Source organism: Ketogulonicigenium vulgare WSH-001, assembly GCF_000223375.1.
Classification (GTDB): domain Bacteria; phylum Pseudomonadota; class Alphaproteobacteria; order Rhodobacterales; family Rhodobacteraceae; genus Ketogulonicigenium; species Ketogulonicigenium vulgare.
The window spans coordinates 1,740,791-1,761,464 of the sequence record NC_017384.1 but is presented as its reverse complement, the minus strand read 5'-3'; the positions used below and the strand labels follow the sequence as shown (position 1 = coordinate 1,761,464).

The window sequence follows — 20,674 nt, the reverse complement described above, 5'->3', positions numbered from 1 at the left end:
TTCAGGTCTTCTTTTCCGGGGATTGGCTGTCGCGCAGGCCATATAGTTCAAGGCGGTGGCCGACAAGGCGATAGCCGAGTTTGCGGGCGATGGCCTCTTGCAGGGCCTCGATCTCGGGGTCGATGAATTCGACAACCTCGCCCGAATGCATGTCGATCAGGTGATCGTGGTGGTCGCGGTCGGCATCCTCGTAACGGGCGCGGCCATCGCCGAACTCGTGACGTTCCAAAATGCCGGCCTCTTCCAGCAGTTTGACCGTGCGATAAACCGTGGCGATGGAAATACGCGAATCGACCGCCACGGCGCGGGCGTGCAGCTCGGCCACATCGGGGTGATCATCGGCCCCTTCCAAAATCCGCGCGATGGTGCGGCGTTGGTCGGTCAGGCGCAGGCCCTGCGCCTCGCAGCGGCCGAGGATCGAATGTGCCATAAGCTACCCCCCTAGACGTTAGGAAATGCTAACCAGCGCGTGGCGCTTTTTGCCGGCCGAGAGTTTGACCGGCACTTCCAGATCAGCGGCGGTGAACAGACGGCCGGCATCGACCGTCGTCTCGTCATTCACCTTAAGGCCGCCTTCGGCGATCAGACGCTTGCCGTCCTTGCCGGTTTTGGCCAGACCCGAACGCACGACCAGTTGCGCAAGGCTGATGCCGTCGCCGACCTCATCCACGCTCAGGGCCAGTTGCGGCAGATCATCACCGACGCCGCCGTTCTCGAACACTTCGCGGGCGGTGGCCTCGGCTGCGGCTGCGGCCTCGGCACCGTGCAAGAGGGTCGTGACCTCGTTCGCAAGGATGATCTTGGCGGCATTGATCTCCGACCCGCCAAGGTTGCCCAGACGATCACATTCCGCGACCGGAAGCTCGGTATAAAGCTTGAGGAAGCGGGCGACATCCGCGTCGGTCGAATTGCGCCAGAACTGCCAGAACTCATAGGGCGACAGCATATCCCCACGCAGCCAGATGGCGCCGTTTGCGGATTTACCCATCTTTTTGCCGTCCGACGTCGTCAGCAGCGGCGAGGTCAGGCCATAGATTTCCTTGTCGATCACGCGGCGCGTCAGGTCGATGCCGTTGACGATATTGCCCCATTGATCCGACCCGCCCATCTGCAGCAGCGTGCCATAGCGGCGGTTCAACTCGAGGAAGTCATAGGCCTGCAAAATCATGTAGTTGAATTCGAGGAAGGACAGCGATTGTTCGCGATCCAGACGCGATTTCACCGATTCAAACGACAACATGCGGTTGACGCTGAAATGGCGACCGATATCGCGCAGGAATTCAAGGTAGTTCAGGCTGTCCAGCCATTCGGCATTGTTCAGCATCTTGGCGCCGTTCGCGCTGTCGTCATAGCGCAGGAAGCGGGCAAAGACCTGCTGCATACCGGCGATATTCTCGTCGATTTTGGCAGGTGTCAGCAGGGGGCGCTCGTCGCTGCGGAAGCTGGGATCGCCCACCTTTGTCGTGCCGCCACCCATCAGGGTGATCGGCTGGTGGCCGGTCTTTTGCAGCCAGCGCAGCATCATGATGTTCAGCAAGTGACCCACATGCAATGACGCGGCGGTCGCGTCATAGCCAATATAAGCCGGGACGACCTGAGACATCAGGGCTGCATCCAGGGCCTGATAGTTCGTGCAGTCGGCGATATAGCCGCGCTCGATCATCACTGCCAAGAATTCCGACTTTGGTGTGTAGGTCATTTTCCTCATCCGACATTAAGTTCAGGCCCTCTCTATAAGTCGGTGCGGCGGGCAGGAAAAGCCGTTGTTTCACGCAACGCGCGGGCACGCCGCCGCTATTTAACGCGCCCTCGCTAGATTTCGACCCATCTGCAAAGCATGGGGGCGGCGATGGCTATTGATCTGAACCTCGGCGAGACGGGCCGGATTCTGGCCGTTTGCCGCGCGCAGGCGTTGGATGCGGCCCAGACCGCCTATGTCCTGGCAACCGCCTATTGGGAGACGAACCGCACCATGGAACCGGTCGAGGAGGCCTATTGGCTGTCCGATACCTGGCGGCGCAGGAACCTGCGCTATTACCCTTGGCATAGCCGCGGTTTTGTGCAGCTGACCTGGGAGGCGAATTACCGCAAAGCGGGTGCGCGGCTCGGGCTCGATTTGCTGTCCGATCCCGATCTGGCCCGCGATCCGCAGATCGCAGCTGCGATTCTGGTGCGCGGCATGGTCGAGGGTTGGTTCACCGGCAAAAAGCTGGGCGAATACGTGCATGGCACCCGCCACGGTTTTTACGAGGCGCGCCGCGTGGTGAACGGGCTGGATCGCGCCGCCGATATCGCCGTGATCGCCGAATGCTATCTGCGCGCGGTAAATCCCGCCCCTGTGCCCTGGATCGTCAAAATTTTTCAATATCTTACACAAAGGAAATCGGCATGAATACCGCGCCTTTTGTTCGCATCGCGCTGCGTTATATTGCGGGCGGCTTGGTCAGCTATGGCATTTTGACGCCCGAGGGGGCCACGGCCTTTGCCAGCGATCCGCAGGTGATCGCGCAGGCCTCGATCGTGCTGGGTGCGGCAACGGCGGCGCTGACCGAAGGGTTCTATGCCCTCGCCAAGCGCTGGGGCTGGCGCACCTAAGGCGGGATGACCTTGCGGCAGACCCTGTCTTTGGGATCGGAACATGGCATCTACGGCGTTGGAATCTGGTTGAACTGCGCCGCGCGGATCGTTAAACGCAGGGATATGCGGGCGTGGTGGAATGGTAGACGCGACAGACTCAAACTCTGTTTCCGAGAGGAGTGCCGGTTCGAGTCCGGCCGCCCGCACCATCAGTTTCCTTGAATGCGACGGTCAATCTGACGGCTGGGGAATTGTCAATTTTTGATGGAATGACAGACGATATATCGGTTGTATTATGCCGTCTTGCGCATCGGTTCGCTCAGACGGCTATCGCAGCTCGTCGTGACCTCAGGGCACCCCTCTATATTGGGCTGATCACCTGTAGCCGTGCCTAGCTAGATAGGCGGACGGCAGGGCAGGCCGTGGAAATGTCCGAAATATCGGATGCTGCGCAACACGCCAATCCTATTGGCGTGTTGCGCTATCATCGCTTTACGATGGCAGGCGGATCATACCGGACTGGTAAATGCGCCGCCCGTGCGGAACATCCATTGTCGCCCGCAGAAACATGCTGCCCTCGACATAGCGGACCATGGCAATATTGCTCCACCAGCCCAGACCAACGGTCTGATTTATCAGTGACATATATGTTGTGCCGTCAGCCATGCGACAGCGGACGTGACCGGTCTGGATGGCACCTTTCATCCGCACTTGGGGGCGGCCAAAGACATCGTTGAGGCTCTCGGACGTCCCTTCATGTCCTTCAGCCCAGCACCTCGCGCCGTCGGTTCCCTGACCGGTCAGGGTCAAACTGAAAGTCTGCTGCTCGTCACTTACGCCTAGAACGTGGCGACCGTCTGCGTCGACACATGCCGCCAAGGCGCATAGGGCAAGCAGGCCAAGTAACTTCTTCATAAGTATAATTCCTTCGTCTGATCATGACATCATGATCACGCGTATGTGAGGGTTCATGCTATCGCAAGTGATTGCAACGGTTTCGACCCTGCATTGCCCAGCCCCGTGCCGCTAAAGCCGCGAAAATATACGCAAGAGCGACATCATGTGCCGTCCACGAAAAGTTGATCGGCTGGCAAAATGTCGCTCGCAATTCGTGCCGAAATAGCGAGAACACGCCGTCACATCACCGTCAAGGACACCCACATTGCTGCCGTGCAGGCGCGGTGCCAGTCTCGTGTTGCAAGCATGAATTTGCAAAATGGAGTAAGACAATTGCGCTTCCAAATCTTCGCGGCAACTGCTGCCGCTGCTATGATCGCAACCTCGGCTTTTGCACAGGCGCCTGCGATGCCTGACATGGACGAGGCTGTCGCCGCTGCTAACAATCAACTGGGCGTGCTGGAATATTGCGCGGCCGAAGGCCATATCGAATCCACCGCCGTCGAGGTGCAAGAGCGCCTGCTGCAGGTCCTGCCGCCCGCAAGCGATCCGACCGCTGTCGAGGCCGCTTATGCCGCCGGCAAGGAAGGCACGATTGCCGTGTCGGGCACTGAAATGTCGCTGGCCGATGCCGCGACCGGCCAAGGCACCGATGTTGCCGCCCTTTGCCAACAGCTGGGCAGCATGGTCGAACAGGCTGGCGCGTCGCTGCCGAACTAAATCTGCCATTCGCGCAGGAAAGGGGCTCCTTCGGGGGCCCTTTTTGCATGCGATCTGGTGATTTCATTTCGCATCCCGCGATGCTAGCAAGAAGAAAGTTTAAAGGGGCGGGTTATGGCGCGGACTGAACAATCCTTTGTCGTCATCGGGCTGGGCGCGTTTGGCGCCGCTGTCGCGTCCGAGCTGGCCCGTTTTGGCAATCGCGTCATGGGCATTGATCTGGACGAACGCCGGGTCGCCCAGATGGTATCCGTGCTGCCGACCGCGCTGATTTTGGATGCGACCGATGAAATTGCCCTGCGCGAGGCCGGCGTCGACCGCTATGACGTGGCGCTGGTGGCGATTGGCCAGAATATCGAGGCCAGCATCCTCGCCACGATGAACCTGCGGCTATTGGGTTTGGAAACCGTCTGGGTCAAGGCTGCCAGCCGCGTGCATCACCGGATTTTGGTGAAAATCGGTGCGGATCGTGTCATCTTGCCGGAACAGGAAATGGGTCGCCATATCGCACAGATGCTGAACAATCCGGTGGTGCAGGATTATGTCAGCCTCGGCAATGGGTTCAATGTTGTCAGCATTGAACTGCCCAAGGCACTGGACGGCGCAACGCCAAAGTCTTTGGGCCTTGTCGGGCGGGAAGAGCCGCGCCTGATGGCCGCGATGCGCGGCACGCAACAGTTGGACATTGCCAATCCCGACCTGCGGTTTGCCCCCAATGACAAGCTGATCCTGCTGGGCAGGCGCGTCGTGCTGCAGGCTTTTTCTGATGGGTTGTAGGCCGTGAAAACCGCCGTCAAAGGCTGGGCGGCGCGGTTTTTATCGCTGCCCCCGCCGCTGGTTGTCGCGGGGATCTATATCGCCACCATCACCATGGGCGCGAGCCTGATGATGCTGCCTATGGCGCAGGCCATGCCGATGCGCTGGTCGGATGCGTTCTTCATGGCAACCTCGGCGGTGACGGTCACGGGATTGGCGGTGGTTGATGTCGGCTCGCATCTGTCGTTGCTGGGGCAGGCGGTGCTGGTGACGCTGGTGCAGTTGGGCGGGCTGGGGTTGATGACTTTTGCCGTCCTGATCCTGGAAATCGTCGGGCGTCCTGTCGGCCTGATGGGCGAGGCTTACTTGCGCGAGGATCTAAAACAAAACGCCCTGTGGCGCGTCGGGCGGTTGGTGCGGCGCATTGCAGTCGTCGTCTTTGCGATCGAGGCTGTCGGCATCGCCATCCTTTGCCTCAGCTTTATTCCTGACCTTGGCTTTTGGCCGGGGCTTTGGGCGGCGATCTTTCACGGTATCGGCGCGTTCAATAACGCGGGCTTTTCTATCTTTCGCACCGGGTTGATGGAGTATGTCGCGGATCCCATCGTGAATTTGGTGATCCCAGCGCTGTTTATCACCGGCGGCATCGGCTATTTCGTTCTGCATGACCTGATCTATAAACGGCGCTGGCGCTATTGGTCGCTGAACACGCGGATCATGCTGGCGGGGACGGCCGTGCTGATCCCATGGTCGGTGCTGATGTTCGCCGCGCTGGAATGGACCAATCCCGCGACATTGGGCGGCCTTGATGGCATCTGGCCGCGTATCGCCGCCAGTTGGTTTCAGGGCGTCACGCCGCGCACGGCGGGATTCAATACGCTGGATATCAGCGGCATCCACGACAGCACGGCGATGCTGTTTATCTCGCTGATGCTGATCGGGGGCGGGGCGACATCCACGGCGGGCGGCATCAAGGTCACGACCTTTGTCGTGATGATCCTGGCCACCATCGCCTTTTTCCGGCGTCAGACTCAGCTGCATATCTTTGGCCGTGGCATCGGGCCGGACGAGGTGCTGAAGGTCATGGCGATTGTGGCCGTCAGCCTGGTGCTGGTGTTTTGCGGGGTGTTTTTGCTGTCGCTGTCGCATGATGGCCATTTCCTCGACATCGCGTTCGAGGTGGCCAGCGCCTTTAGCACCACGGGCCTGTCGCGCAACTACACGCCCGAACTGAATGATTTCGGGCGGTGCGTGATCATGGTGATTATGTTCATCGGGCGCCTTGGGCCGCTGACCTTGGGCTTTTTCCTCGCGACGCAATTGTCGCCGCGTGTCCGCTACCCGCAAGAGCGGATCCATATCGGGTAGCGGGATCTGGCCCTAGCTTGCGGATTTCATCTGTGACAGGCAGCCTGTGCCACCTGCGGCCATCACTGATTGCGAGCCGCGCTGCACCGCACGGCGCAGGACTTCCTCGGGTGCAAGGCCAGAGAGCCATGCATCCAAAAAGCCCGCATTGAATGAATCGCCCGCGCCGATCGTGTCGACGACAACGGTCTTTGGCGCCGTGACGCTAAAGCGCGTGCTGCCAACCGCCAGCATCGCCCCCGCGCTGCCGCATTTCAGCGCAACGACCGGAAAATGCTGCGCCAGAATGTCCAGCGCGGCTGCGGGCGCGGTCTTGCCGGTAAGGGCGGTGGCCTCGTCCATATTGGGAAAGAACACATCAACCCCGCTGGATGCCGCCAATAGGGCGGGGCCGTGGATCAGGCTTTCGTCCCAACTGGGGTCTAGCGAAATCGTCAGACCCGCCATTTTCGCCGTCACGATCAGCGCGGGATTCTCCGCCAGGGTGGCATATTCGGCGATATGCAGGTGCCGCAATCCTGCGCCATGCAGCGCGGCGGCCGCTTGGCTGGGCATGCCGCGCGGGCTGCGACGGGTGATAAAGGCACGATCCTCGGGCGTGACAATCGCGACGGTCAGTTGCGGTCCGGCATCAGCGGCGCGTTCGACATAGGTCAAATCAAGATCAAGCGCTGTCAGTTCAGACGCGATGGCCACAGCAATCGGGTCAGTGCCAAGGCGCGCCAGCAGATGTGCGGGCCGCCCCGCCGCCACCAGATGGGCGGCGGTAATCACCGCCCCGCCACCAGGTGTCAGGCTAAAGCTTTGGGCATAGACCTCGCGGCCGGGGGTGGGGGGGGCGTCAAGCTCGGCAAAGGCCAGATCTGCATAGATCCGGCCCAGGCTGAGGACGCCCTCGCCATTATTCTTGGACGTCATGCGCGACCTAGCGCCTTTTCTGTTTGTGCGTCGAACACATAAAGCACGCCGCGCGTGACCGATGCGGTCACGGTGCTGCCGACAACGGGCAGGACACGGCCGGGGGCCGATCCGACCAGCGGCTGACCCGCCACTTCCATATGCACCAGCGTTTCGGCGCCAAGCGGTTCAATCGCGGTGACCACGGCCTCGAGCGTGGCATCGCCGGGTACGCCGACCTTCAGGTCATGGGGGCGCAGGCCGACCATCACTTTGCCCGCCGGCAGGTTGGCACCAAAACCGGGCAGAGTGCTGTTGCCCAGACGCAGGTTCACGCCATCGCTTTCCCCCTCGATCACATTCATCGACGGGCTGCCGATAAAGCGCGCCGTGAACACATCGACCGGATTTTCATAGAGGTCCAGCGGGCTGCCCACCTGCAAAATCCGCCCATCACGCATGACGACGATCTTGTCCGCCATGGTCATCGCTTCGACCTGATCATGGGTCACATAGACGATGGTGGTGCCCAGGCGCTGGTGCAGGCGTTTGATTTCAATGCGCATTTGTCCGCGCAACTGCGCATCAAGGTTCGACAAAGGCTCGTCGAACAGGAACGCCGAGGGGCTGCGCACCATGGCGCGTCCGATGGCGACGCGCTGACGCTGGCCGCCCGACAGGGCCGCCGGACGACGATCAAGGTAAGGCGTCAGGCCCAAGGTCTCGCCCGCCTCGCGCACAAGGCGGTCTTTTTCCGCCTTCGGCAGTTTCGACGTATAAAGGCCAAAGGCAATGTTCTGGCCGACCGTCATATGCGGATAGATCGCGTAATTCTGGAACACCATCGCGATATTGCGCTGTTTCGGCTCGAGCTGGTTGACCACCTTGCCGCCGATTTTCAGCGCGCCGCCCGAGATATCCTCGAGCCCCGCAATCATGCGCAAAGTGGTGGATTTGCCGCAGCCCGAGGGGCCGACGAAAACCACAAACTCGCCGTCTTCGATTTGCAGGTCGATGCCATGGACGGCACGAACCTTGCCATAGTCTTTAACCAGACCTTCCAGTTCGATTTTGGCCATCAGGCGCTTTCCTTCAACAGATTGAACGCGGTTGCCAGATCGGCATCAGCCGCACTTTGGGTCGCGATAAGGGTTGCAAGCTGGGCGGCAAAGCCCGCGTTTTGGGTTTTATAGCCACTGATGGCCTGGGCAAGCGCCTCGGGGGCGGGGCCGCCGGTGCGGTCGCGCACCGCCACGAAATACTCGGGCGAGGTGATCTGGGCAAAGGCCGCCGCGTCAATCTGCGGATCGCGGCCGGTTGCGTGTTTGAACGCGGTCACAAAGGGCGCATAGCCATCGGTGGTCAGATCACCTTCGGCGGCGACGACGGCACGGGCGACGGCGGCGGCGATCTCATGCCCTTCGCGGAAGGACAGGCCCTCGCGCCGCACGGTGCTGTCGGCAAGTTCGGTGATCGTGATGCAGGACCTGCGGATATTGCTGGCGACCCGCGCGGGATCGACCTTGATCTGCGCCACCAGCGCGGCCAACAGGGTCAGAACGCGGCCTGCGACCTCGAACGCCTGATAGCCGGTTTCTTGGGTCTCACCCTCGCTGTCGTTCATATCGGTGAACGGGGTGTTATGCATGATGGTCAGCATAGAATGGGCGCGGCCCACCGTTTGGCTGGCCAGATGGCGCAGATGTTCAATCGGCACCGGATTGCGCTTTTGCGGCATGATCGAGCTGATCTGCACCAGCGCGTTCGGCACATAGATCTGGCCGACCTCGAAACTGGTCCAGAATTGCAGATCCTGGATCGGGCGACCAAGGTGCAGGAACATCAGCTCCATCGCGCTATAGGTCGATGTGATGTAATCGACCGAGGCGATGCAGGAATAGGAATTCTGCAAAGGCGCGGCAAAGCCCAGCAGCTCTGCCACGCGTTCGCGGTTGATCGGAAAGCCCGAGGTCGTGATCGCCGCTGCGCCCATGGGCGACAGGTTCACGATGCGATAGGCCTCGAACAGGCGCTGGATGTCGCGGGCGAGGATCTCGGCCATGGCGGACAGGTAATGCCCAAGGGTCGAGGGTTGCGCCGGCTGGCCGTGGGTATAGGCGACGATCAATGTCGCCGATTCCGCCTCGGCCTTGGCCACAATCGCGCCGTGCAGGGCGATAGCCTGTTCGATCAGCAGGTTCAGCCGCGCCCGCAGGCCCAGCTTGAACAAGGTGTGGTCGATGTCATTGCGCGAGCGCGCAGTGTGCAGGCGGCCGCCTAGTTCTGCCCCGACGCGGGCCTTCAGCTCTTTCTCGATCAGGAAAAAGTAATCCTCGACCTCGCCGGTATAGGTCAGCGTTGCGGGGTCGATTTCCGTGTCCAGCGCGGCGCGGGCGACGGCGATCTTGCCCGCATCAGCGGCAGGCAGGATGCCGGTTTCCGCCAGCATCACCAGATGGGCGCGGTCAATCGCGCCAAAGGCGGCGACATGGTGCGTTTTTGCGCCGTCAAACAGCGGGCGCAGCACGGTTTCCTTATAGACAGGATCGGGGAATACCGATCCGTCCGTCAGTCTCGGGTCATTCGGGTTCGACATATCTTAGCCTTTCAGCCCGGCCAGCATCACGCCACGCACGATAAAGCGTTGCAGCGCAAGGAATACCAGCAAGGTCGGAATTGTCGCCAGCGCGGCACCGGTCATGATGCGCTCCCACCGGACAGCCTCGCCCACGGCGAAAGAGTTCAGGCCAACGGGCAGGGTGTAAAGATCAGGCGACGTGGTCGAAATCAGCGGCCACAGGAACGCGGTCCAGTTGCCAAGGAAGGTGAAAATCGCAAGCGCGGAAATCGCGGGCAGCACCATGGGCATGGCGATCTTCCACCAGATGGTGAATTCGTTCAGCCCATCGACGCGCGCCGCCTCGAGGAAGTCATTGGGCACGCCTTCAAAGAATTGCTTCATCAAGAAGGTGCCAAAGGCCGTCATCATGCCGGGGAACATGATGCCCCAGTGACTGTCCAGCCAGCCCAGTTTCGCCGACATCATATACCACGGGATCACCAGCATCTCGGTCGGGATCATCAGGGTCGACAGGATGGCGATAAAGACGATGTTCTTGCCGCGAAAATCGAATTTCGCCAGCGTGTAACCCACAAGGCTGTCAAAGAACACGTTCGAGGCGGTGACCGCCACCGCGATGATCATCGAATTATAGAACCAGCGGATGAACCGCCCGTCTTGCAAAATATCGATATAGTTCGCCAGTGTCGGCGCCGCCGGGATCAGCCGCAGATCGAACGTGTCCGATGCGGGCTTTAGCGAGGTCGAGAACATATAAAGGATGGGCAGCGCCATCAGAAAACCGCCGAGGATCAGCAGCGTCCATGCGATCACGCGGCCGGGGCGAATATTGCGCCGATTGGCGGCAAGTTCGGTCGAGGCGCTCATTTCTTGTCCCTCAGCAGCCACAGTTGCAGCAGTGAAATCAGCAGCAGCACAAGGAACAGAATAACCGTCTGCGCCGAGGCATAGCCCATGCGGAAGCTGGAAAATGCGGTCTGATAGATCAGCATCACCAGCGGTTTAGTGGCATTCAGCGGCCCGCCGGGATCATTGGCGGTCAGCGATTGCACTTGGTCGAAAATCCGCAAAAAGCCGATGGACGACAGGACAACAAGGAAGATGGTGGTGGGTTTCAGCAGCGGCAGGGTGATCTTGCGCAAGATGGCCCATTCGCCCAGCCCGTCGATCCGCGCCGCCTCGTAGAACGAGGACGGGATCGCCCGCAGGCCCGCCATAAAGATGATGATCTGAAATCCAAGGCCCGCCCAGATGGCCGGAATGGTCGCCGCCATCAGCGCCTGATCGGTCGAGCGCAAGAAGGGTTGTTGTTCCAGCCCGATCGAGGTCAGGAACGAGTTGATCATTCCGATCGGTACCGGCTGATACAGGAACCGCCACACCCAGCCCATTGCCGCAGCCGTGGTCAGATAGGGCAGGAAATACAGCGCCCGGATCAGACCATGCATAAACCGCACGCGGTCAAGGTAATAAGCAATGGTAAACGAGATCACCAACGAGACCGGCGTGCCGATCAGCAGGTAAAGAAACGTATTGCCGAAAACTTTCCAAAAGACGGGGTCCGCATACATTCGGGCATAGTTCTCAAGCCCGATGAAAGACGGTCCCCGCCTGATATTTCCATCTGTCAGCGACAGCCAAAAGGCGTCAAACGTCGGATAAAAGCGGATAACGACATAGAACAGCACGGGAATGGCCAAAAAGGCCCAGGCCCAAAGCACATGCTTTGTGCGAATTCCCAGCCTATTCCAGAGGCCGGGGCGGCCCTCTGCCGCCCCATTTGGATCTGTCACTGACATAGCTGCGCCTTAGCGTAGGTCGTTGATGATGGCCTGTTCGGCCTGACCTGCGATATCCAGCGCCTCTTCCGGGCTTAGACCTTCTAGGAAGACGCGGTTCGCGGCATCCAGCATGATCTGGCGCTGACCGGATTCGTCATAGAAACGCGTGGTATGTGCGTATTCCAGACCGCGCAGGAACGGGCCATAGATCGGGTTCGCAAGGTTCTCTTCGCTCAGCGCCGTGGTGCGGCGGGCAGGCAATTCGCCCACGACATCCAGCCAGACCGTCATGGCTTCTTCGGACGACAGATAGGCCAGGAACTTTTGTGCCGCTTCCAGCTCTTCGCCGGTCACGTCGGCACCGATGCCGTTCGCGAAATAGGACGAATAGTTGCCACGTTCGCCTGCCGCATTCGCCGGCAGTTCGGTCACGCCCCATTCGAACGGGTTGGCGGCAAAGCCACCCAGACGGAAGGTGCCATCAATGGTAAAGGTCGCAAGGCCCGCACGGAAGGCGGCTTGGCCCTCGTCCATAAAGCCGGGCGCGCCCACATGCTGCGCGGTGTTCAGTTCCGTATACCAACGGAAGGCGGCTTTGCCCTCGTCCGAAGTATAGGCGACATCGCCATTCTCGTCATAAGGCACGCCGCCGAACTGGCGCACCAGCGCCTCGCGCCACCAATGGTGATCCTGACCGCCCATCTCGACCGTCAGACCGATCGAGGTGTAGTTGCCGGCACCGTCACGTTCGGTCGAGGCCGCAGCCTGTGCGATCAGCTCGTCCAGCGTGGTCGGGGGGCTGTTCGGGTCAAGACCAAAGGCGGTCATGCGGTCTTTGTTATAGAACAGCGCCAGCGAGCGCACGGCGGTCGGCAGGCCGTAATAGCTGCCATCACGCGACATGGCCGAAACGATGGGGAAGAAGTCGGCTTCGATCTCTGCCGCCGGGAAGACGGCGGGGTCCAGCGGCTGCAGCAGATCCTGCGCGATGAAGTTATCCAGCCAGCCGTAGAAGAATTGCACCACATCGGGGCCTTGGCCCGCCATCGTGCCCGCGACCACACGGGTCGGGTAATCGGCGTAGGGGAAGGTCACATGCTTGACGGTGATGTCGGGGTTTGCCGCCTGGAAATTGGTGATCAGCTGATCGACCGCAGCGACGCGGGTATCAAACACATATTGCCAATATTCGATCTCGACCGCCGAGGCGGCACCGACCGACAGAAAGCTGACACCACTGGCCAGCGCTGCGATCTTTGACAGTTTACGCATCGTCTTCATTCCTCCTGATGGCCGCGCTCCTCTGCGGCGCTTTGGTTTTCTCAGACGGCCATTCGCCGGGCCATTCCACCCCTCATGTTCCGGGATCGGCGGGCGTTCTGTCAATAACTTAATTCACTTGAGTTATTTTTATGATCCTTTACCTTTCGCCCTGCATCTAAAAAGAATGCAGCTTCTGCCTGTGGCCCTTGTGGCGATATGAAATTGGTCAGTCGGGCCATGGGCGGGCAGGTGTATTTACGAGATACGGGGATGGTTTCCGCCATGACAACCGCCGAAGGCGCAACAGAAAAACGCAAACGTGCCATCGGCGCCAACCCTGAACGCAATCGCGCCCATAACCGCAGTCTGGTGCTGAATTTACTGCGCGAACATGGCCAGATCGGCCGTGCCGCTATGGCGCGCCATACGCGCCTGACGCAGCAGGCCGTGGGCAATATTATCGATGAATTACTGCTGGAAGGCATGGTGATCGAGACCGGCCGCCTGCGCGTTGGGCGCGGTCAGCCCGCCCGTCAATTCGCCCTCAATCCCTGCGGGCCGGTCAGCCTCGGGGTCGAGATTGCGGCGGGCCATCTGGCGATTGTTTTCCAGGCACTGACAGGGGCGATTCGGGCCCGCAGCATCGTGCCTTTGGCCGATACCGCCCCCGCGCCGGTGATTGCCGCACTGGTCGCGCAGATCGAAAAGCTGAAATCCGAGGCGGGTGCCCCCGAAATCATCGGCATGGGCGTCGTCATGCCCGGCCCGTTCGAGATCGAGGGCATCAGCGCGGTCGGGCCTGCAACGCTAAAGGGCTGGGCGGGCCTCGATCCTGCGGCACTGATTGCAGATGCGACGGGCATTGGCACGGTTGTCTATGAAAACGATGCGACCGCTGCGGCTGTTTTTGAAAGCTTGCACGGGGTAGGGCGCGGATTGCGCGATTTTTGTCATGTGTATTTCGGGGTGGGTCTGGGCCTTGGCTTGATCCATGACGGTCGCCCCTTGCGCGGTGCCTTTGGCAATGCGGGCGAGATCGGCCAGATCGCCGTGCCCCCGCGCGGGGGTGGCGCGGCGGCGGCGCTCGAGGATCGGGCCTCGGTCTTTGCGCTGCGGGATTTCCTGCGCGAGACACGCGGCGCGCCCGATGATCTTGACCTGCTGGCCAGCCTTGATCCGGCTGAGGACCCCGCCTTGCAGGATTGGATCGCCCGCGCAGCGGATCAGCTTTCTCCTGTGCTGGCGATTTTAGAAAATATTTTCGACCCCGAGACGATAACACTCGGCGGGCTGATGCCGCGCCCGATCATCGAGGCGATGATCGATTGCCTCCAGCCGTTGCCGGTCACCGTCTCTAGCCGCAGCGCACGCGGTTTGCCGCGTCTGATGCTGGCGCAGACCGGCCCCTATACGGCGGCGCTGGGCGCGGCAGCCATGCCATTCATGGATCAAAATACGACCGCAACACTGCGGCAATAACAGGATACGAGGGATAGAATGCTGACTGATCGCAACCGTTTGTTCCGCAGGATCGCTGATCCGCGCATGGTGCGTCTGGCGCGGGCGCTGGGGCGCCTTGGCTCGACCGTGACGATGATGAACACGGGGGCGCATCCGGATGATGAACAGACCGAGCTGCTGGCCTGGTTCAGCTTTGGTCGTAATATGCGCGTTGTGATCGCCTGTTCCACGCGCGGCGAGGGCGGCCAGAACGCACTGGGGCCCGAGCGCGGCGCGGCGCTGGGCCTTGTCCGCTCGCGCGAGCTTGAGGAATCGGCCCGCGTCATTGATGCGGATATCGCATGGCTGGGTCATGGCCCCGTCGATCCGGTGCATGATTTCGGCTTTTCCAAGGACGGCAAGGACACGCTGGAACGCTGGGGCCGCGCGCGCGTCATCGACCGCCTTGTGCGGGCTTACCGCGAATACCGTCCCGATATCGTGCTGCCGACTTTCCTCGATGTGCCGGGCCAGCACGGCCACCATCGCGCCATGACCGAAGCGGCCGAGGCGGCCCTCGCCCTTGCGGCCGATCCCACCTATGAGGTTGACGGCCTCGCGCCCTGGCGCGTCGCGAAATATTACCTGCCTGCGTGGTCGGGCGGTGGCTCGACCTATGACGATGAGCTGCCGCCGCCGCCCGCAACGGTGGATGTGCGGGTCGAGGGGTTCGATCCGGTCAGCGGCATGCGTTATGACCAGATTGGCGAGGCGTCGCGCGGGTATCATGCCTCGCAGGGCATGGGCACGTGGCGCGCCACCCCGCGCCGCCACTGGGCACTGCACGGTACCGCCCCCGAGGGGGATATCCTCGACGGCCTGCCCGCCACGCTCGGGGCGCTGGCCGACGTCGCCGGTGCGCCTGCGGAACTGGCGCTTGCGGCATCTGAAATCGCAAAGGCCCGCGCCGCTTTCCCTGATGATCAGGCCATGATCACGGCGCTGGTCGCCGCGCATAAAGCGTTTTCTGCGCCCATGGGCGCTGATTTCGACGCTCTGCACGGCCACCGCATCCGCCAGAAAATCGCCGAGGTCGAGGCGGCGCTGGCTCTTGCCGCTGGGGTCGATGTGGCCGCATGGCTGCAAGATCCGCTGGTGCCGGGGCGCAGCGCGACGCTGGCGGTCTGGGTGAATGCGGGCCATGCCACCTTGCGCGGTATTGCCGCCGCCGCCAGCGACGGCATCGCGCAAAAGGGCGGCAGTGAGGAGCGTGACGGCCTGCATCTGCTGACCCTTGCTGTCCCCGCCGATCTGTCGCCCGCTAGCCGCTATTTGCCCGGATGGGCGCGCCTTGGCGGCAACGGCATTTTGGCGGCTAGCGTCACGGTCGAGGTGGGCGGTATCACCTTTGCCCTGCCGGTAGACCTCGAGGAAGAGCCGCTGCTGCAACCGGCTGCCTCGGTCACACCATCGGCGGATGCGGTGCTGGTAAACCTGAATGACCCGCAGCCCGTCCATTTCGCGATGACCGGCACCGCTTCTGCCGCGTCGCTGGGGCTTGGGTCGATTGACGGGCTGACGGTTGAAAATGCGGACGGGCATGTCACCTTGACCGCAAGCGGCCTTGCGCCCGGCAAAACCCGCCTGCCGATTTCCGTCGCAGGCGCTGCAGGATGGCAGGCGAAACCGATCAACTACGGCCATATCGGCCGCTTGGCGCAGGTCGTGCCTGCGGGGGTGGATATCCTCGCCCTCGATCTGAAAATCCCTGACGGCCGCGTGGGTTACATCGGCGGCGGCGCGGATCGCGTTGGCCTGTGGCTCGAGCGGATGGGCGTCGATGTGGTCGATCTGGATGCCGAGGCGTTCGATGCCGCGCGCGCCAATGGCTTTGCGGGCTTTGATACGCTTGTGGTCGGCATCTTTACCTTTGGCCTGCGCCCCGATCTGGCCGCCGCAACCGCCGATCTGCGCGCCTGGGTCCATGCGGGCGGCAATCTGGTGACGCTCTATCACCGCCCCTGGGACAATTGGAAACCGGACGAGACAACGCCCGCGCACATGGTCGTCGGCAGCCCCTCGCTGCGCTGGCGGGTGACGCGGCCGGGTGCGCCGGTGACGATTCTTGAGCCTGATCACGACCTGTTGGCGGGCCCGAACACCATCACCCATGCGGATTTCGACGGGTGGGACAAGGAACGGGGCCTCTATTTCCTGTCGTCTTGGGATCAGGTCTACCAGCCGCTGCTGGCCATGTCCGACCCGGACGAGCAGCCGCTGCTGGGATCGCTGGTCACCGGCCGCATCGGCAAGGGGCGGCACACGCATACCGCGCTGGTGCTGCACCACCAGATGGACCGCCTTGTGCCAGGCGCCTTCCGGTTGATGGCGAACCTGATCCAGCCCGCGTAAATGAAGCCCGCCACTGCCCTTGATGATCAGACCTCTGCCGCCGAGATGCGGCAGGGGATGACATGGGTGCTGCTGGATATGGCGCTGGTCAGTGCCATGACGGTGATGGTGAAAAAGGGCGGTGTCGATTTTCCGGCGGTGCAGATGGTGTTCTTCCGCTCGCTCGTCGGGCTGGTTGCCGTGCTGCCGCTGGTGCTGCGGCATTGGCGGGTGATCCGGCAGACCCGCAACGTGAAACGCAATGTGTTCCGCGTCACCTGCAACGCGGTCGCGCTGTCTTGCAACTGGGGGGCGCTGACGATCCTGCCGCTGGCCACCGCCAATGCGATCGGCTTTTTGCGGCCGCTGATCGTCATGGTCATGGCGATCTTTTTACTGTCCGAGCGTGTGACCGGCTGGCGCTGGGCGGGTGCGGCGCTGGGGCTGATGGGCGTCGGCGTCATGCTGCTGCCCAGCCTGACCGGCATGGGCGAGGCGCAAGACCATTTGCTGGGTTACGCCTTTGCGGGGGGCGCAATCTTGTTTGGTGCGATGGCAACGATCCAGACCCGCGCGCTCAAGGGCGAGAATACCACCGTGATGATGGTGTTCTATACCGTCGGACTGACGCTGTTCACCGCGATCCCTGCGTTTTTCGTCTGGCAGCCGGTGGCATTGCATCACCTGCCGCATCTGCTGGGGATCGGCATCATCGCGCAGGTGGCGCAATATTGCTATCTGCGCGGCTATCAACTGGCCCCTGCCAGCAAACTCGCACCGCTGGGTTATCTGTCGCTGATCTTTGCGACCGTTATGGGCTATGTGTTCTTTGACGAGGTGCCGACCGTTTACACGGCCGGCGGAGCCATCGTCATCATTATCGGGCTGATCGTGGCGCGGCGCGCCTGATCTGCCTTACTGCACGCAGTCGTTGGTGGGCGCGGCCCGCACGATCGGGAAGCAGCTGGCCCAGGCCTCGGTGCGGGGCGGCCAGGGGGTCAGGAAGTCGGGGCTTTCTTCCAGTTGCAGCACGCCTTGGGCCTGCAGATCCTTCACGCGGCCATCCAGATATTCTTTGATGACGCTGACCTTGCCATCCGTGACGGTGGCGATCCACACATCGTTCACGACCTGACGGTTGCCGCGCTGAAAGGTGCGGAATTGCACTTCGGCGGCGATGCGGCCGGTGTCCACGTCAATGTAAAAGGCATCGGCGGGGAAGTAGAGGCTGGTATCGGTCGCCGCGCCGCAGAACGCTTCGAGGTCGGCCATGATCGCCTCGCGGCCATTCACGGCGCTGGTCGGATACGAGAACGAGACGTCATCGGTGATGGCATTCGCCATCGCGTCGCGGTCGCAAACGGCCCAAGCGGTGGCCAGATCAAAGATCAGATCTTGCATGACAGCGCGGTCGCTGCCTGCGGTCTCGACGGTGCCCGCAAAGAACACGCCGGGGCGCACTTCGGTATCGGCAAAAACGGGGGCGGCGATACTGGCCGCAATGGCGAAAGAGGCAATGAGCTTTTTCATAGGGTTAATCCTGTTGGAGGAGGGGGAGGTTCATCGCGCGGCTTTTTGCAGCCGCTGCGATATTCGCAAAAAGACAGGCGGTGGTGACGGGGCCGACGCCATCGGGCACCGCCGAGACCAGCGCGGCGTGCCCCATCAGCGACGGCAGATCGGCATCGCCCACAAGGCTGCCGTCTTTTGGAATAATGGCCAGATCCAGAATGCGGCCGCCTTTGGCAATGTTGTCAGCTGTCAACAATGCGGGTACGCCAGCGGCGCTGATCACCAGATCGGCGGCGCGGGTATGGCGCGCCAGATCGCGGGTCTGGATATGGCAGGTGGTCACCGTCGCGCCCGCGTCCAGCAGCAGCATTGCCAGTGGTCGCCCGATCAGGCGCGAGGCACCGATCAGCACAATCTCGGCCCCCGCAAGATCGCCGAGGATCGCACGGGCGCAGATCAGGCTGGCCTGCGCGGTGGCGGCGGGGCGCAGCGTTCCATCGCCCAGCAGCAGCGGGCCTGCATGGTTGGGATGCTGGCCGTCGATATCTTTGCCCCCGCCAATCGCCTGTGCGGCACCCATCGGCGTCAGGCCAGATGGCAGCGGATAAAGCGTCGCGATGGCGTCGACACGCGCATCCGCCGCAAGCTGCGCTAACTGTGCATCGGCGTATCCCATCGGGCGCAGATCGATCCCAGCGCCTCGCGCCAGCGTGATCTGCCGGTTCAGATAGGCGCGGGCGGGGGCGCTGCTGTCGTCAAACAGCGTCACACACACGGGTGCGCGGCCCAGCGTGGCGATATCGGCGCGGACCCCCTGCAAAATATCCGCCGCCAGATCAAAGCCGGTGAAGATCGTGGTCACTGCAGCGCACTCCCCAAGGCCGAGGCGGTTGCCTGCATACGGGGGGCCAGCTTTTCGGCGATCTCGGTCGCGTCATGGCCGTGGGTCGGGAAGATGATCGACAGCGCCCCCGTCACGCGGCGCATCCCGTCGAAGACCGGCACGGCCAGCGAGGCGACCCCTTCGACATATTCGCCGTCGGCCATGCAATAGTCAAGGCGGCGGCAATCGGCAAAGATCGCATCCAGCCGCGCGGCATCGGTTTCGGTCTGGGGCGTATGGGCCTGCGGCGACAGACGCGACAGGATCGCGCTGCGCTCGATATCGGGCAAAAAGGCGACGATCACACGTCCCACGGCGGTCGGCAACAGCGGCGCGCGCGAGCCGACGGTGACCATGTTCAGCGTGAAACGTGCGGGCAAAAAGGCATGGGCGACATAGACGGCCTCGGTATCGTCCAGCATGGCAAAGCTGACGGATTCGCCGATATCCTCGGCGGCGGCGCGCAGCAGCGGGTGGACGATCTGGGGCAGGCTGCGCCCCTCGATAAAGCCGCGGATCAGGCGCAGGATATGGGGGGTCAGCTCGTATTGGCCGCGATCGGCGCTGGCATAGCCCTTTTTCTCCAGCGTACGCACAAGGCGGCGCACGACGGTGCGGTTCATGCCCGTGCGGGCGGCCAGTTCGGGGATCGACAGGCGCCGCTCGTCCCCGGCAAAGGCCTCGATCAGATCCAGCCCACGCGCCAGCGTTAGCGAGATTTCCTTGTCGTCCTCGAACAGGGCGCGGTTTTCGTCAGTTGCGGGCATGGCTGTGTTTTTCCAGCGCGAGGTTGATCAGATTTTGCAGCAGCATCGCGCGCGTCAGCGACCCGACCGAGCCATGGGCGGGCGTTACAGCCCCGGCGATAGCGCTGACATCAGCCGCGATATCCGACACCATCGCGCCGTCATCGCCGTAAGTGATGCCAACGCCAACCACAGTGGCCCCCGCGCGGATCATATCGGCGCGGATCAGCTCTGGATGGCCAGCGGCGGCGATCACCACATCGGCATTGCGGGTAAAGGCTGCGATATCAGGCGTCTGGCTATGCAGCAGGGTGACACTGGCATCCACACCGGGGGCCGACAGCACCATCGCCAGCGGACGCCCGACCAGTAAGCCGCGCCCGATGATGACCACATGCTTCCCCGCCAGCGGCACATTATACCCGCGCAGCAGCGACAGCACCGCCATCGGTGTGCAAGGCGGGATGCCGCCCTTACCGGTGATCAGGCGACCAAGGTTTTCGGGGTGCAGGCCGTCGATATCTTTGTCCGGCCTGATCGCGGCGGCGATGGCCTGTTCGTCATGGCCCTCGGGCAGGGGAAATTGCACAAAGAACCCGTCGACGCTGGGGTCATCGTTCAGGCGGGCGACCTCGGCCAGCACCTGTTCGGGGCTTGCCCCCGCAGGCAGGCGAATGCGCAACGCCTCGATCCCGATTTCGCGGCAATCTTTATGTTTGCGCGCGACATAGGATTCGCTGGCCGGGTTATCCCCGACCAGCACGGTTGCCATCACAGGGCGTATGCCGCTGGCGGCGACGCGCTCCGTCATCTGTTGACGTAACTTGGCCGCAAGCGCGTCGCCATCCAGCAGCAGCGCCAT

The 20,674-nt window shown here is 62.1% G+C and carries 22 protein-coding genes and 1 tRNA gene; 9 read left to right on the top strand and 14 right to left on the bottom strand.

Annotation, left to right across the window (positions count from 1 at the left end; all coding sequences use genetic code 11):
• Nucleotide 1: 1 nt before the first annotated feature.
• Both KVU_RS08685 and tyrS read right to left on the bottom strand, forming a co-directional pair.
• A complete protein-coding gene (locus KVU_RS08685) occupies nt 2–430 on the bottom strand; it encodes a Fur family transcriptional regulator (protein ID WP_013384848.1) in 429 nt (142 codons plus the stop codon).
• Between the two features lie 18 nt (nt 431–448).
• The gene (gene tyrS, locus KVU_RS08680) at nt 449–1,699 is read right to left on the bottom strand and encodes a tyrosine--tRNA ligase (protein ID WP_013384847.1); all 1,251 of its coding nucleotides are present in this window, start codon (nt 1,697–1,699) and stop codon (nt 449–451) included.
• A 150-nt stretch (nt 1,700–1,849) separates the two neighbouring features.
• Here tyrS and KVU_RS08675 point away from each other — a divergent pair, with 150 nt between their 5' ends.
• The 3 genes from KVU_RS08675 (at nt 1,850) to KVU_RS08665 (ending at nt 2,786) form a co-directional block, all read left to right on the top strand.
• Complete coding sequence (locus KVU_RS08675) at nt 1,850–2,392, top strand: glycoside hydrolase family 19 protein (protein ID WP_013384846.1); 543 nt, start codon at nt 1,850–1,852, stop codon at nt 2,390–2,392.
• Nucleotides 2,389–2,595, top strand: a complete 207-nt coding sequence (locus KVU_RS08670; RefSeq protein ID WP_013384845.1) for a Pam3-gp28 family putative phage holin — start codon at nt 2,389–2,391, stop codon at nt 2,593–2,595. The genes KVU_RS08675 and KVU_RS08670 overlap by 4 nt, the downstream gene beginning before the upstream one ends.
• Nucleotides 2,596–2,702: 107 nt before the next feature.
• Nucleotides 2,703–2,786, top strand: a tRNA-Leu gene (locus tag KVU_RS08665).
• Between the two features lie 283 nt (nt 2,787–3,069).
• On the opposite strand, the gene KVU_RS08660 is transcribed toward KVU_RS08665, so the two are convergent.
• Entirely contained in the window at nt 3,070–3,492 is a 423-nt protein-coding gene (locus tag KVU_RS08660) for a hypothetical protein (RefSeq protein WP_162467564.1), read from the bottom strand.
• 315 nt (nt 3,493–3,807) lie between these two features.
• On the opposite strand from KVU_RS08660, the gene KVU_RS08655 reads away from it, so the two are divergent.
• The 3 genes from KVU_RS08655 to KVU_RS08645 all read left to right on the top strand — a co-directional run bounded on the left by KVU_RS08655 (nt 3,808) and on the right by KVU_RS08645 (nt 6,318).
• On the top strand, nt 3,808–4,194 hold the full coding sequence (locus KVU_RS08655) for a pore-forming ESAT-6 family protein (RefSeq protein WP_236953085.1): 387 nt from the start codon (nt 3,808–3,810) through the stop codon (nt 4,192–4,194).
• 114 nt (nt 4,195–4,308) lie between these two features.
• Complete coding sequence (locus KVU_RS08650; protein ID WP_013384842.1) at nt 4,309–4,971, top strand: potassium channel family protein; 663 nt, start codon at nt 4,309–4,311, stop codon at nt 4,969–4,971.
• A 3-nt stretch (nt 4,972–4,974) separates the two neighbouring features.
• Nucleotides 4,975–6,318: a TrkH family potassium uptake protein gene (locus KVU_RS08645; RefSeq protein ID WP_013384841.1), complete on the top strand. Its 1,344-nt coding sequence runs from the start codon at nt 4,975–4,977 to the stop codon at nt 6,316–6,318.
• 12 nt (nt 6,319–6,330) lie between these two features.
• On the opposite strand, the gene KVU_RS08640 is transcribed toward KVU_RS08645, so the two are convergent.
• The 7 genes from KVU_RS08640 to KVU_RS08610 form a co-directional block, all read right to left on the bottom strand.
• Nucleotides 6,331–7,236 (bottom strand): carbohydrate kinase family protein, encoded by a 906-nt coding sequence (locus KVU_RS08640; RefSeq protein ID WP_013384840.1) that lies wholly within the window; start codon nt 7,234–7,236, stop codon nt 6,331–6,333.
• Nucleotides 7,233–8,294, bottom strand: coding sequence for an ABC transporter ATP-binding protein (locus KVU_RS08635; protein WP_013384839.1), 1,062 nt, complete (start codon nt 8,292–8,294; stop codon nt 7,233–7,235). The genes KVU_RS08640 and KVU_RS08635 overlap by 4 nt, the downstream gene beginning before the upstream one ends.
• Nucleotides 8,294–9,811, bottom strand: a complete 1,518-nt coding sequence (gene argH / locus KVU_RS08630) for an argininosuccinate lyase (RefSeq protein ID WP_013384838.1) — start codon at nt 9,809–9,811, stop codon at nt 8,294–8,296. The genes KVU_RS08635 and argH overlap by 1 nt, the downstream gene beginning before the upstream one ends.
• A gap of 3 nt (nt 9,812–9,814) precedes the next feature.
• Entirely contained in the window at nt 9,815–10,663 is an 849-nt protein-coding gene (locus tag KVU_RS08625) for a carbohydrate ABC transporter permease (protein ID WP_013384837.1), read from the bottom strand.
• Nucleotides 10,660–11,595 carry a carbohydrate ABC transporter permease gene (locus KVU_RS08620; protein WP_013384836.1) on the bottom strand — a complete coding sequence of 312 codons (936 nt, stop codon included), beginning with the start codon at nt 11,593–11,595 and terminating at the stop codon, nt 10,660–10,662. Before KVU_RS08620 ends, KVU_RS08625 begins: the two co-directional genes overlap by 4 nt.
• Before the next feature lie 9 nt (nt 11,596–11,604).
• The gene (locus KVU_RS08615; protein ID WP_013384835.1) at nt 11,605–12,858 is read right to left on the bottom strand and encodes an extracellular solute-binding protein; all 1,254 of its coding nucleotides are present in this window, start codon (nt 12,856–12,858) and stop codon (nt 11,605–11,607) included.
• A 101-nt stretch (nt 12,859–12,959) separates the two neighbouring features.
• Complete coding sequence (locus KVU_RS08610) at nt 12,960–13,124, bottom strand: hypothetical protein (RefSeq protein WP_162467563.1); 165 nt, start codon at nt 13,122–13,124, stop codon at nt 12,960–12,962.
• On the opposite strand from KVU_RS08610, the gene KVU_RS08605 reads away from it, so the two are divergent.
• From KVU_RS08605 to KVU_RS08595, 3 genes are read left to right on the top strand one after another with little or no spacing between them, the layout of a single operon-like run.
• The gene (locus KVU_RS08605; RefSeq protein WP_236953083.1) at nt 13,123–14,319 is read left to right on the top strand and encodes an ROK family transcriptional regulator; all 1,197 of its coding nucleotides are present in this window, start codon (nt 13,123–13,125) and stop codon (nt 14,317–14,319) included. The two genes, KVU_RS08610 and KVU_RS08605, sit on opposite strands and share 2 nt — an antisense overlap.
• Before the next feature lie 18 nt (nt 14,320–14,337).
• Nucleotides 14,338–16,692: a PIG-L family deacetylase gene (locus KVU_RS08600; RefSeq protein ID WP_013384833.1), complete on the top strand. Its 2,355-nt coding sequence runs from the start codon at nt 14,338–14,340 to the stop codon at nt 16,690–16,692.
• Complete coding sequence (locus KVU_RS08595; protein WP_013384832.1) at nt 16,693–17,580, top strand: DMT family transporter; 888 nt, start codon at nt 16,693–16,695, stop codon at nt 17,578–17,580.
• Nucleotides 17,581–17,586: 6 nt separating this feature from the next.
• Here the strand turns inward: KVU_RS08595 and KVU_RS08590 are convergent, their stop codons facing one another.
• The 4 genes from KVU_RS08590 to KVU_RS08575 are packed head-to-tail and all read right to left on the bottom strand — an operon-like array spanning nt 17,587 to nt 20,674.
• Nucleotides 17,587–18,201, bottom strand: coding sequence for a nuclear transport factor 2 family protein (locus KVU_RS08590; RefSeq protein ID WP_014537902.1), 615 nt, complete (start codon nt 18,199–18,201; stop codon nt 17,587–17,589).
• Nucleotides 18,202–18,205: 4 nt separating this feature from the next.
• Complete coding sequence (locus KVU_RS08585) at nt 18,206–19,045, bottom strand: bifunctional 5,10-methylenetetrahydrofolate dehydrogenase/5,10-methenyltetrahydrofolate cyclohydrolase (RefSeq protein ID WP_013384829.1); 840 nt, start codon at nt 19,043–19,045, stop codon at nt 18,206–18,208.
• Nucleotides 19,042–19,833 carry an IclR family transcriptional regulator gene (locus tag KVU_RS08580; RefSeq protein WP_060486272.1) on the bottom strand — a complete coding sequence of 264 codons (792 nt, stop codon included), beginning with the start codon at nt 19,831–19,833 and terminating at the stop codon, nt 19,042–19,044. The genes KVU_RS08585 and KVU_RS08580 overlap by 4 nt, the downstream gene beginning before the upstream one ends.
• On the bottom strand, nt 19,820–20,674 hold the full coding sequence (locus KVU_RS08575) for a bifunctional methylenetetrahydrofolate dehydrogenase/methenyltetrahydrofolate cyclohydrolase (protein ID WP_013384826.1): 855 nt from the start codon (nt 20,672–20,674) through the stop codon (nt 19,820–19,822). The genes KVU_RS08580 and KVU_RS08575 overlap by 14 nt, the downstream gene beginning before the upstream one ends.